The following is a 12416-nucleotide window of genomic DNA, read 5'->3' on the forward strand; positions in this document are numbered from 1 at the left end:
CGCTTGTGCGCGATCGGGTGCAAGTCGTTCTCGTTTTCGTCGAAGTCGCTCCGGAGCATCGTCGACGCCAGTTCGTTTCAGACGTAGCACCGGATAGCCGCAGGACGTCAGCGGGGTTGCGCCGCTTTCAGCCTCGTCACGGCGCGGGCCAATTCGGTCTCGTCCAGGCTGGCGAAACCGATGCGGAAGGCGTTGGCGTGGTGGCCGGGCTGGAGTTGAAGCTGGCCGCCGTGCGTCAGGATCAGGCCTGACCGCTCGGCCTCGGCGGCCCAGGCGGCGGCGTCGATGTCCGGGTTCACGCGCAGCCAAAGGGCCAGCCCGCCTGCCGGTTTGTCGAAGGCGACGGCGTCGCCCAGCCGGGCGGCGATTTCGGCGCATAGCAGGTCGCGGCGTTGCTCATAGATCTTGCGCGCCTTGCGGGCGTGGCGGCCCAGGTCGCCGTCATCGATCAGCCGGGCCAGCGCCCGTTCCAGCGGCAAGTCGCCCTGGCGGTCGATGGCCTCGCGCCGCGCGGTCATGGCCTGGATCAGGTCCGGCGCGCCCGTCGCATAGCCGATGCGGACTACGGGCGACAGCAGCTTGGACACCGAGCCGATATGGATGATGCGATCCTGATCGCGCCCCTGGCTCAGGGCGCGGGCGGCCAGCGGCAGGACCGGGCGGCCCTCGAAACGGTATTCATGGTCATAGTCGTCCTCGATCAGGATCAGGCCATGGCGACGCGCCAGCTCCAGCAGGCGTAGACGCCGCCCGGCGCCCAGCGTCACCGTGGTCGGGAACTGATGGTGGGGCGTGACATAGACGGCGCGGATCGTCGGGTCGCGCGCCAGCAGGGCCTCCAGCTGTTCTACGTCCAGCCCCTGCGCATCGACCGGGGCGCCGACCACTCGGGCGCCCGCCGCGCGAAACGCCTTCCACGCCAGCGGATAGCCGGGGTCCTCGACCGCGATGGCGTCGCCGGGGTTCAGGACGGCGGCGGCCAGAAACAGGGCCATCTGGCTGCCGCGCGTGACCAGGATGTCGTCGGCGCCGATCGTCAGGCCGCGCTCGGTCGACAGATAGCGGGCCAGCGCCGTCCGCAGCGACGGCGCGCCGCGCGGATCGCCGTATCCGGGCAGGGACTTCAGCTCGGCGGCGGTCATCGATCGCCGGAAGGCCCTGGCCAACTCCAGCCCCGGCATCAGGCGCGCATCGGGCGCCCCGTCCGAAAACTGCATCGGCGCCGGCGCGGGCCGGGTCTGCGGCAGGGGTGAGGCGAGGCGCGTGGCGGCGGGACGCACGCCCCAGTTCTGCGTGCCCAGATCGGGCAGATCGCGGGCGACGAAGGTGCCGCGCGACGCCTCGGCCGTCAGCCAGCCTTGCAGCACCAGTTCTTGATAGGCGGCGTCCACGGTGTTGCGATGGATGCCCAGGGCGCCGGCAAGGGCGCGGGTGCCGGGCAGGCGGTCGCCGGGCTTCAGCCGCCCGCGCTCGATCTCGCGGATGACCGACCCCGCCAGATTGATGAACAGGGGCCGGGCGGGGTCTTCGATCAGTTCAATGACGACGGCGCTGCGCCCCATGATCCGGCCTATCAAGTTTCAGGAAAGCGGCTCTTCTGACGGTGCCGATAGGCCGGGTATCCCACGCGCACTCCCAGGCAGCAACACCGCTGCGGGATCAGAAACAAGGGATAGGGTCATGGCCGAGAAAGCCGTTTTCTATCACGCAGGCTGCACGGTCTGCGTCGACGCCGAGCAGCGCTTCGTCGGCGCGCTGAACCCGGCGGCCTATGACGTCGAGGTGGTTCACCTGGGCGAGACGCCGCAGCGCCTGGCCGAAGCCGAGGCCGCCGGCGTGCAGTCGGTTCCGGCCATCGTCATGGGCGGCGCCGTCTATCACATCAATCACGGCGCGGACCTTTCGGCCCTGCGTTGACGCTCTTCGGCCTGGCTTCAGTCCCCCGAAGCCAGCCGCTCGGCGGGTCGGCGACCCTCCTCCTCACCGGCCGACCCGCCGTCTTTCACTGGAATGACGGAGACGACATGGTTTTCGATCTGGCGACACGGGCTCTGGACCCGGAACTGGCTCATGCTCTGGCTCTGGAGCAGAAACGTCAGCAGGACAGTATTGAGCTGATCGCCTCCGAGAACATCGTCAGCGCCGCCGTGCGCCAGGCGCAGGGCTCCGTCCTGACCAATAAATACGCCGAGGGCTATCCGGGCCGCCGCTATTACGGCGGGTGCGAGGCGGTCGACATCGCCGAGAAGCTGGCCATCGAGCGCGCCTGCACCCTGTTCGACACGGCCTACGCCAACGTCCAGCCGCACTCGGGCGTCAACGCCAACCTGGCCGTGCTGTTCGCCCTCATCAAGCCCGGCGACCGCATCATGGGGCTGGACCTGGCCTGCGGCGGCCACCTGACGCATGGCTCGCCCGTCAGCCTGTCGGGCCAGTGGTTCGAGGTTAGCGCCTATCGGGTGCGCGAGGACGACGACCTGATCGACTATGACAACATGGAGCAGCGCGTCCTGCAGGACCGGCCGCGTCTGATCTATGCGGGCGGTTCGGCCTATCCGCGCCGCATCGACTTCGCCCGGATGCGACAGATCGCGGACAAGGTCGGCGCCTATCTGGTGGCCGACGTGGCCCACTACGCCGGGCTGATCGCGGCGGGCCTCTATCCCAATCCGACGCCGCACGCCCATGTCACCACCTCGACCACGCACAAGACCCTGCGCGGTCCGCGCGGCGGCCTGATCCTGTGCAATGATCCGGAGCTGGCGCGGCGCATCGACAAGGCGGTCTTCCCCGGCACCCAGGGCGGGCCGCTGATGCACGTCATCGCCGGCAAGGCGGCGGCCTTCCACGAGGCGCTGCAACCGGACTTCGTCGAATACTCCAAGGCGGTGATCGAGAACGCCCGCGCGCTGGGCCAGACGCTGGCGGACGGAGGCTTGCGCCTCGTGTCGGGCGGGACGGACTGCCATCTGGTGCTGGTCGATCTGCGCCCCTTCGGCCTGACCGGCAAGGCGGCGGTCGAGGCGCTGGAGGATCACGGCCTGATCGCCAACAAGAACTCGGTCCCCTATGACACGGCCTCGCCCATGGTGACGTCGGGGCTGCGGCTGGGCTCGCCGTCCTCGACCTCGCGCGGGTTCGACGCCGAGGCGTTCCGTACGGTCGGCGGCATGATCCTGACCATCCTCAAGGGCCTGCGCGACGGCGACCTCGACAGCGCGGCGGTGAAGGCGCAGGGAAGAGAACTGACGCGGGCCTGGCCGATCGCCGGACCGGCGCTGACGCCCGCTTAAGGAGGTTCCGAACGCGCGTGCGGGTCATCTCGATACAAAGTCAGGTCGTCTACGGCCACGTCGGCAACAGCGCGGCGGTCCAGCCGATGCAGGCCATGGGGCTGGAGGTGGCGGCGGTGCCGACCACCCTTTTGTCCAATCACCCGCACTATCCCACCATGCGCGGCCGGATTCTGGAGACGGAACTGGTCGCCGACCTGCTGCTGGGGGTCGAGGAGCGCGACCTGCCCATGACATCCGGAGCGGTGGTGACGGGCTATATGGGCTCGGCCGCCAATGCGGCGGCGACGGCGGTTTTTTTGCGTCGCTGGAAGGCGAAGAACCCCGCCCTGCTGCACATCTGCGACCCGGTGATCGGCGATGATGATCTGGGCGTCTTCGTCGCCGAGGGCCTGATCGAACAGTTTCGCGATGAGCTGACGCCGATGGCCGACATCATCACCCCCAACCAGTTCGAGCTGGGCCGACTGGTCGGCGAACGGCCTGATACCGTCGAGGGCGTGATCGAGGCGGCGCGCATCCTGAACGCGCGCGGCACGGGGCGGACGGTGGTCACGGGCTGCGTCCTGACCGACACTGCGCCGGGCGAAGTCGAGACGGTGGCTGTCGAGGGCGACGTCGCCCATCGCACCTCCATCCCCCGCATCCCGATCCGCCCCAGCGGCACCGGCGACCTGTTCACCGCATACCTGACCGGCTGGCTGATGCGCGGCGAAAGCCTGCCGCAGGCGGCCGCGCGCGCCACCGCCGGGGTCCAGACCGTTCTGCTGCGGACCCAGGCGGCGGGCGCCTTCGAAATGCGCCTGACTGAGAGTTGAGCTTCAGCCGAAGCCGGCGACGGCGGCGATCACCCGGTCCTGCACGGCCTCGTCCAGATAGGCGCTCATCGGCAGACTGATGACGCGCTCGGCCTTGGCCTCGGTCACGGTCAGGCCGCCGGGGCCGACCGGGTGCTGGCGATAGGCGGGCTGGCGGTGCAGCGGGATCGGATAATAGACGGCGGTCGGTACGCCCTGCGTCTTCAGATGGGCGGCCAGGGCGTCGCGGTCGTCATGCTCGACGGTGAATTGCGCCCAGACCGAGCGGCCGCCGGGAATGACCACCGGCGTCGCCGCCACATGACCGGCCAGCCCCTGCACATAGCGTTCGGCGATGCGGTTGCGGCGCTCGATCTCGTCCGGGAAGATCTTCAGCTTCTCCAGCAGGACGGCGGCCTGCAGGGTGTCCAGCCGCCCGTTCATGCCCAGACGCGGGTTCAGGTATTTGGGGTCGTGGGTGAAGCCCTGCGCCGCCGCATCCGCCGCCGTCGCCTGTCCGTGGACACGCAGGGAAATGAGGTGATCCATCAACGCCTCGTCCTTCACCAGTACCGCCCCGCCGTCGCCATAGGCGCCCAGCGGCTTGGCCGGGAAGAAGCTCAGCGTCGTCACGTCGGCCCAGTGGATCGGGTGCTGTCCGTCCAGGGTACAGCCGAAGCCCTGCGCCGAATCCGCGATCAGCTTCAGCCCGTGTTTTTGTGCGATCTGCGACAGGGCGGGATAGTCGGCGGGCTGGCCGAACAGGTCCACGGCGATGACGGCGCGGGGCTTCAGCACGCCCTCGCGCTCGACTGCTTCGACGGCGGCGCGCAGGTGGTCGGGGTCCATCGTCCAAGTGTCGGGGCGGATGTCGATGAAGACAGGCGTGGCGCCCGCCAGCGCCACCACCTCGGCCGTGGCGGCGAAGGTGAAGGCGGGGCAGAAGACAGCGTCGCCCGGCCCCACGCCCCAAGCCATCATCAGCAGCACCAGCGCATCCGTCCCGTTGGAGCAGGACAGGGCGTGGGGCGCCTGGCCGAAGTCGCACAGGGCCTGTTCAAAGGCGCCGACCGCCGGGCCCATGATGTACTGGCCGCTGGACGCGACCTCCATCAGGGCGGCGTCGATGGTCGCGCCGATGCGGCGGCGCTGGCTGAGAAGATCGATGAAGGGAATGGTCACGCGTCGTTTACTCCGGGGAGGGGGAGGAAATTCAGGCCGGTGAGATCACGCCAGACCGGGCCAGTAGTGGGCGTTCGGCGTCGGGCGCGGGCCGAAGATGGCCTGTCCGACGCGCACCACGGTCGCGCCTTCGTGCACGGCCAGTTCGTAGTCGCCGGTCATGCCCATCGACAGGCCGGTGATGCGCGCATCGATGCGCTCGGCCTTGTCACGCAGGGACCGCAGCAGGGTGAAGCAGGGCCGCACACGATCCGCGTCGTCGCTGAATATGGCCAGCGTCATCAGCCCCTGCGGCTTCAGCCGGGGAAAGGCTTCCAGCCGCTCGATGAAGTCCAGCGCGTCGTCGGGATGCAGGCCGAACTTGCTCTCCTCGCCCGAGGTGTTGACCTGGACATAGACGTTCATGTCGCGCCCGTCGGTCTCCAGCCGCTTGTCCAGCACCTCGGCCAGCTTGAGGCTGTCCAGCGCATGAAACTCGTCCGCCAGACGGGTCAGGTATTTGACCTTGTTCGATTGCAGGTGGCCGACGACGTGCCAGCGCATCGACAGGTCGGCCATGGCCTCGGCCTTGTCGCGGGCCTCCTGCAGCTTGTTCTCGCCGAAGTCGGTGACGCCCGCCGCCCAGGCCAGACGCAGGATCTCGGCCGGAACCGTCTTGGTGATCGGCAACAGGCGCACGCTGTCGATAGGCCGCCCGACCTGCTCGCAGGCGGCGGCGATGCGACGATGGACCAGCGCCAGATTGGCGGCGAACCGCTCGCGCGGATCAGGACCGAAACGTTCGAGGTTTTCAGGCGAAAGGGTCACGAAACATACTCCCGACACAGGCGGCGGCCCAGCCGCGCGATGACTTCATAGTCGATGGTGGCGCCGTCCAGCGCCAGTTGTTCCGGCGTGCGGTTTGGCCCCAGCAACTCCACCTGATCGCCCGCCTTCAGCGCGTCGGGCGGCAGGGCGCTGATGTCCACGACCAGACTGTCCATCGAGATGCGCCCAACGAAGGGCAGCAACCGGCCCTCGAATGCAGCGGCGCCGCTCGCCGACAACTGGCGCGGCCAGCCGTCGGCATAGCCCACGCCGATGGTCGCCAGCCGCATTCCCTTCGCCGCCGTGACCGCCCAGCCGTAGCCGACGCCCGCGCCCGCAGGCACGGTGCGGGTCTGGATGACGCGGCCCGTCACCTCGACCACTGGCTGCATGGGCCGCGCCGAGGGCGAGGCGTCCAGACCGAACAGGGCGGCCCCGACCCGGCACAGGTCATAGTGATAGTCCGGCCCCAGCCAGCACCCGGCCGAGTTGGCCAGCGAACGGGGGGCGCCCTGCGGTGCGTGGGCCAGAATGCGCTCGAAGGCCTGACGCTGGCGCGCATTGCCCGCGTGGCCGGGCGTATCGGCGACGGCCAGATGGCTAAGGATCAGGCGCGGTTCGATCCAGCGGATCGGACCGTCCGTGTCAAAGGCCCATGCGGCGTCTTCCGGCGGCAGGCCCAGCCGCGACATACCAGTGTCGAACTGGATCGCCGCCGCCAGCGGCCGCCCGACGGCCCGGCCCAGACGCGCCCAGCCCTCCATCTGTTCGCGGCTGTTCAGCACCGGGATCGCCCCGGCGGCGAGGGCGGCGTATTCGGCGCCTGGCGCCAGACCGTTCAGCACGAACAGTTCGGCGTCGGCGGGCAGGACGCGGCGCAGATCCACCGCCTCGAACAGATGGGCGACGAAGAAGGCGCGGCATCCGGCGTCATAGAGGGCGGGCGCGATGCGGGCCGCGCCCAGACCATAGGCGTCGGCCTTGACCACGGCGGCGCAGGCGGCGGGCGCGACCTGATCGCACATGGCGCGGTAGTTGGCGGCGACGGCGCTCAGGGAGACGCGAATCCGGCCGCCGCCGTGGTCGGATCGGCGGCCCGGCTGGTCGGTCGGAAACAGGGCGAGGGCAGGCAAGGGACGGTAGCTTTCACGGCGTCGGCTGACTGCCGACCTCCGCACCCTAGACGGAGCCGTCCCGGCCATTCCCCGCCACGTCGGCGCAGATCGTCAGACCGCTTTGTAAGCGTCGATCACGCGGGGAAGATTTTCGCCAGCCGATCGACGGCGGCGTCGATCTCGTCCGGGGTCGAGGCGGCGAAGCCCATCAGCCAGCCGGGGCGGCCCGCGCCCGCGTCGTGCAGGGGCGTCAGGCCGGTCAGGTGAACGCCGACGCGCCGGGCCGCGCGCACCGTCTCGGCCTCGTCGAAGCCGTCCTTCAGGAAGCAGGGCATCTGCAACCCTCCGGCGGGGCGGTCGGGCGTGACGACATGGGACAGGCGCGCCTTCACCGCCGCCTCCAGCGCGTCCAGCCGTTCCGCATAGACGCCGCGCATGGTGCGGACATAGGCGCCGAACCGGCCGTCCTCGATGAAGCGGGCCAGCGTCAGTTGCGCCACCGAGGCGGTGAAGCCGTCCATCAGGCTGCGCGCCGCGACCATCGGCTCGACCAGCGGGCGAGGCAGGATCAGATAGGCCAGTCTCAGCCCCGGAAACAGCGACTTGGTGAAGGTGCCCAGATACAGGGTCCGGTCGTGCGGATCCAAACCCTGAACGCAGGCGGTGGGCCGTCCGGCGTAGTGGAACTCGCTGTCGTAGTCGTCTTCCAGAATCCAGGCGTCATGCTCGGCCGCCCACTGGATCAGAGCCAGCCGACGGTCCAGCGACAGGGTGCGTCCGGTCGGAAACTGGTGCGAGGGGGTGATGAAGACCGCTCGTCCGTCCTCGCGTCGCGCCAGCAGGTCGTCGGTGCGCAGCCCCTGCGCGTCGACCGCCACGGGCAACCGCTTCAGACCCGCCGCGTCCAGCGCCTTGGCGGCGCCCTGATAGGCGGGGTCTTCGATGAAGACGCCGTCGCCGGGATCGGCCAGCACCCGCGCGCATAGCGACAGGGCCTGCTGCGAACTGGTCAGGATCAGGATCTGGTCGGGATCGGCCCGCGCCCCGCGTTCCAGGTTCACATAGCCGGCGATGGCGCGGCGCAGGCGCGGATGGCCCTGCGGGTCGCCGTGGTGCAGGGCCGCCGCGCCTTCCTCGCGCAAGGTTAGGCGGTGCAGTCGGTCCCACTGGGCGAAGGGAAACAGCCGCGTCTCCGGCACGCCGGGCGAGAAGGCCAGCGGGGCGTAAGGGTCGCGCAGACCTCCGCTGTCGGCCATCGCCTGCCCGCGCTTGCTGAGCGTCGGCGCCGTCGCCGGTTGTAGGACCGGGCGGCGGCCCGCCGGGCGCAGCACCCCGCGCTTCAGGCCCAGTTCGGTCAGTTCGCAGACGAAGCTGCCGCTGCCGACGCGCCGCTCGATGAAGCCCTCGGCATGAAGCTGGGCATAGGCCGTCTCGACCGTATCGCGCGAAACGCCCAGCGACCGGGCCAGCGTCCGCGACGAGGGCAGGGGCCGCCCCGCCGTCAGCGACCGCTCGACGATCAACTGGCGCACGGCGCGCTGGATGCGGGCGTGCAGGGGCAGGCCGGACTGGGCCGGGTGGTCCATGAAGGCCTGAACGGATTCCAGCTGGGCGCGCTTCAGCAATGGTCTGCAGTTTCTTTCCAAAGTGGCCGGAATGATCCGGCCAATGCAGCGTTAGGTGTCACGCCCCCGGCGGGATGGCAATGTCGCTGCCCGTCCTGTGATGGGATGTGATGTCATGGGCGCTTTCGATTTCGCCGACTTCTTCAGTCGCGATCTGGACGATCTGAAGCAGGAAGGCCGCTATCGCGTCTTCGCCGATCTGGAGCGGCTGGCCCCCGACACCCCCTATGCCCGCGATCACCGACGCGGGCGGACCATCACCATCTGGTGCTCGAACGACTATCTGTCGATGGGCGTCCACCCCGAGGTGGTCGAGGCGGCGCAAAGCGCGATCCGCACCTATGGCGCGGGCGCGGGCGGCACCCGCAACATCTCGGGCACCAGCCACGAACATGTCTTGCTGGAGCGCGATCTGGCCGATCTGCACGGCAAGGAGGCGGCGCTGCTGTTCACCTCGGGCTATGCGGCCAATGACGCGGCGCTGTCGACGCTGGCCTCGCGCCTGCCGGGGGCGGTGATCTTTTCCGACGCCCTGAACCACGCCTCCATGATCGAGGGAATGCGCCGCTCGGGCGTGGAGAAGCACATCTTCGCCCACAACGACTGGCGAGATCTGGACCGGCTGATGAGCGGGGTCTGTCGCTATCGGCCCAAGCTGGTCTGTTTCGAGAGCTGCTATTCGATGGACGGCGACTTCGCCCCCATCGCCGCGATCTGCGACGTGGCCGAAAATCACGGCGCCTTCACCTATCTGGACGAGGTGCACGCCGTGGGCCTGTACGGCGCGCGCGGCGCGGGCGTGGCCGAGCGCGACGGCCAGTCGCACCGCATCAGCATGTTCCAGGGCACCCTCAGCAAGGGGTTCGGCGCCATGGGCGGCTATGTGGCGGGTGATGCGGCGGCGGTGGACTTTGTGCGCAGCCACGCGCCGGGTTTCATCTTCAGCACCGCCCTGCCGCCCTCGGTGGTGGCAGGGGTGCGGGCGGCCCTGCGCCATCTGAAGGCCGACGGCGCGCCGCGTCGGGCGCTGGCCGCGCGCGCCGCCTCGATCAAGGCGGGGATGCAGCGACTGGGCCTGCCGGTCCTGCCCAGCCCCAGCCACATCCTGCCGGTGATGATCGGCGATGCGGCCACGGCGCGGGCGGTGACGGACGCCCTGATGGATGAGCACGGCGTCTATATCCAGCCGGTCAACTTCCCCACCGTGCCGCGCGGGACCGAGCGGCTGCGCGTCACGCCGACGCCGCTGCACAACGACGATGACGAGGATCATCTGCTGGAAGCTCTGGCCGCCGTCTGGGCCGACAACGCCGACTGGCGCCGGTTCTCGGCTGAGGCCTTGCGGACGCTGGAACCGGCCTGAGCCTCAGTCGGCGGTCGCGGCCGCCTTCCACCGCTCCAGATACTCCAGCCGCCTCAGCACCTTTGAGCCGGGGTCCAGCAGGATGTGCGCGCCCGGCGGCGCCTCGAATGTCGCGCGCCCGTCGGTCATGGGCAGGGTGTGCAGGACGCCGTCCACCTCGATCTCGACCGGCAGGGGGAAGGGGCGGCCGTTTCCGGTCTTCCACTCCAGCGTCACCCGCTCGCCCTGCCGCGTCATGACCAGATCGGGCAGGGCGGCCTGATAGAGGTAGGCGTCGAAGAACCAGCCCATGTCGCGCCCCGTCACCTCATTGACGATGGCCACATAGTCCGGCGTCGTGGCGTAGCGCGGCCGGAAGTTCCCCGGCTGCGGATCGGGACGGCCATAGACCAGACGGCGCAGGCTCTCATAGAAGGCGTCGTCGCCGATGTGCAGGCGCAGGGTATGGGCGATCAGCGCGCCCTTGTAATAGAGATCCAGCGCCGGGCCGGTCTTGTCGTCATAGACGGTCCCCGCGTCCTGCGGCTTGCCCGACACGACCGGAAAGCGATTGGCCAGCGTCAGCCGCATGGTCTGAAGCTCGGCCTGCATGGCCCGCTCGCCGTTCAGCCAGCGGGCGTAGAGGGGCTGCATGTATGTGCCGAAACCCTCGTGCAGCCACATGTCGTCCCAGTCGGCGTTGGTCAGTTGGTTGCCGAACCATTCGTGCGCCAGTTCGTGCTGCAGCAGCCAGTCGTAGCCCTTGCCGTCCAGCTTGTAGCCGTTGCCGTAGGCGTTGATGGTCTGGTGCTCCATGCCCAGGTGCGGGGTCTCGACCACGCCCATCTTCTCGTCGCCGAAGGGGAAGGGGCCGATGCTTGCCTCATAGAAGTCGAGCATCTGCGGGAACTCGTCGAACAGCGCCTGCGCCTTGGCCGGATCGGCCGAGGCCAGACGCCAGAAACGCAAGGGGATCTCATTGCCGAACCGGCTGCGATAGTCGGCGGCCATCTCCACATAGGGGCCGACGTTCAAGCTGATGGCGTAGGTGTCGGGCTGGCGCGCGGTCCAGTTCCAGGTGGTCGTGCCGTCGCCGTTGTCGCTCTTGCCGAGGAAGCGGCCGTTGGCGGGGGCGCTGAGGCTTGAGGGGACGGTGATGTGCAGATCCACCCGCTCCGGCTCGCCCTGCGGATGGTCGATGCAGGGCCAGAACAGGTCGCAGCCCTCGCCCTGAACCGCACTGGCGATCCATGGCTGGCCGTCGGGCGTTGTGGTCCAGACGAAGCCGCCGTCCCACGGCGCGCGCTTGGCCTGATGCGGGCGGCCCGAGTAGGCGATGCGGACGGAGGCGCTTTCACCCGCCGACAGCGGGCGGGGCAGGGGGATGGTCAGCCGCCCCTCGGGATTGGACCAGTCGGCGACCGCCAGACCATCGACCGTGATGGACGCGATGGCGAAGACCGCATCCAGTTCGACCACCACGGCCGCCGTCGGCGCTGTGGCGGTGAAGTCGAGGACGGCGACGCCCTCGATCGACTGGGTGTCTGGCAGAAGTCTGAAGGACAGGTCCGCCTTGTCGAAGCGCAGGGCCAGCTGCTCCATCGTGCGCGGCGTGCCGCTGGACAGGGTGAAGGCGGAGGTTTCCCGCGCGGTCTCCTGCGCCAGAGCCCTTGATGTCAGGGCGGGCGACGTCAGCAGGGCTGTGGTCAGGCAGAGGACGGCGAGAGGGCGCAAGGCGATGGCTCCGGCTGGGCAAGCCGCGAGGGTAACGGGTCGGCGCGCAAAAGAAAAAGGCCGGTGTCTCCACCGGCCTCTTCAAAATCCGTCAGTCGTCGCCGATCAGGCGGCGGCTTGCTCGGCCAGCTTGGCGCGGACCTGACGCTTGATGCGCAGGGCGGCGATCGACAGCTGCTCGTCGCGAGCCTTGACGATGAAGGCGTCCAGGCCGCCCTTGAAGTCCAGGGTGCGCAGGGCGGCGTTCGAGATACGCAGCGAGAAGGTCTGGCCCAGAGCTTCCGACTGAACCTTGACCGTCTTCAGCGACGGCAGGAAACGGCGCTTGGTCTTGATGTTGGAGTGGCTCACGTGATGGCCGACCATGGGGCCGATTCCGGTGAGTTCGCAGCGACGCGACATCTGAAGATCCTCAAGGTCACATCCGCGATACCGGTGCGGACGCATGAAACAGGGACGCGGCGAGCAAGGAGGCCCGCGCGAGAGGGGGCCGTATAGAGGAAGGACTCGCCGGGCGTCAA

At 69.1% G+C, this 12416-nt stretch carries 11 protein-coding genes; 4 read left to right on the top strand and 7 right to left on the bottom strand.

The annotated features are described in order from the left end of the window. Positions 1-107: 107 nt before the first annotated feature. Positions 108-1562: a MocR-like pyridoxine biosynthesis transcription factor PdxR gene (gene pdxR / locus AC3IPP_RS01540; protein WP_489150089.1), complete on the bottom strand. Its 1455-nt coding sequence runs from the start codon at positions 1560-1562 to the stop codon at positions 108-110. A gap of 118 nt (positions 1563-1680) precedes the next feature. On the opposite strand from pdxR (AC3IPP_RS01540), the gene AC3IPP_RS01545 reads away from it, so the two are divergent. The 3 genes from AC3IPP_RS01545 (at position 1681) to pdxY (ending at position 4111) form a co-directional block, all read left to right on the top strand. Next, on the top strand, positions 1681-1917 hold the full coding sequence (locus AC3IPP_RS01545) for a thioredoxin domain-containing protein (RefSeq protein WP_292058750.1): 237 nt from the start codon (positions 1681-1683) through the stop codon (positions 1915-1917). A 107-nt stretch (positions 1918-2024) separates the two neighbouring features. Then, on the top strand, positions 2025-3293 hold the full coding sequence (gene glyA, locus AC3IPP_RS01550; RefSeq protein WP_489150090.1) for a serine hydroxymethyltransferase: 1269 nt from the start codon (positions 2025-2027) through the stop codon (positions 3291-3293). Positions 3294-3310: 17 nt separating this feature from the next. Further along, on the top strand, positions 3311-4111 hold the full coding sequence (pdxY, locus tag AC3IPP_RS01555; protein ID WP_489150091.1) for a pyridoxal kinase: 801 nt from the start codon (positions 3311-3313) through the stop codon (positions 4109-4111). A 3-nt stretch (positions 4112-4114) separates the two neighbouring features. On the opposite strand, the gene AC3IPP_RS01560 is transcribed toward pdxY, so the two are convergent. From AC3IPP_RS01560 to pdxR (AC3IPP_RS01575), 4 genes are all read right to left on the bottom strand, one after another. Beyond that, a complete protein-coding gene (locus AC3IPP_RS01560; protein ID WP_489150092.1) occupies positions 4115-5272 on the bottom strand; it encodes a DegT/DnrJ/EryC1/StrS family aminotransferase in 1158 nt (385 codons plus the stop codon). A gap of 45 nt (positions 5273-5317) precedes the next feature. After that, on the bottom strand, positions 5318-6079 hold the full coding sequence (locus AC3IPP_RS01565; RefSeq protein ID WP_489150093.1) for a YggS family pyridoxal phosphate-dependent enzyme: 762 nt from the start codon (positions 6077-6079) through the stop codon (positions 5318-5320). After that, the gene (alr, locus tag AC3IPP_RS01570) at positions 6076-7212 is read right to left on the bottom strand and encodes an alanine racemase (protein WP_489150094.1); all 1137 of its coding nucleotides are present in this window, start codon (positions 7210-7212) and stop codon (positions 6076-6078) included. The genes AC3IPP_RS01565 and alr overlap by 4 nt, the downstream gene beginning before the upstream one ends. Before the next feature lie 116 nt (positions 7213-7328). Further along, on the bottom strand, positions 7329-8819 hold the full coding sequence (gene pdxR / locus AC3IPP_RS01575) for a MocR-like pyridoxine biosynthesis transcription factor PdxR (RefSeq protein ID WP_489150095.1): 1491 nt from the start codon (positions 8817-8819) through the stop codon (positions 7329-7331). Positions 8820-8934: 115 nt separating this feature from the next. On the opposite strand from pdxR (AC3IPP_RS01575), the gene hemA reads away from it, so the two are divergent. After that, positions 8935-10182 (top strand): 5-aminolevulinate synthase, encoded by a 1248-nt coding sequence (hemA, locus tag AC3IPP_RS01580; RefSeq protein WP_489150096.1) that lies wholly within the window; start codon positions 8935-8937, stop codon positions 10180-10182. A gap of 3 nt (positions 10183-10185) precedes the next feature. On the opposite strand, the gene AC3IPP_RS01585 is transcribed toward hemA, so the two are convergent. Further along, positions 10186-11895, bottom strand: coding sequence for a M1 family metallopeptidase (locus tag AC3IPP_RS01585; RefSeq protein ID WP_489150097.1), 1710 nt, complete (start codon positions 11893-11895; stop codon positions 10186-10188). Positions 11896-12000: 105 nt separating this feature from the next. Beyond that, positions 12001-12297, bottom strand: a complete 297-nt coding sequence (gene rpmB, locus AC3IPP_RS01590) for a 50S ribosomal protein L28 (RefSeq protein WP_087140498.1) — start codon at positions 12295-12297, stop codon at positions 12001-12003. Positions 12298-12416: the final 119 nt, after the last annotated feature.

The sequence above is a fragment of the Brevundimonas sp. KH_060 genome, assembly GCF_057838275.1.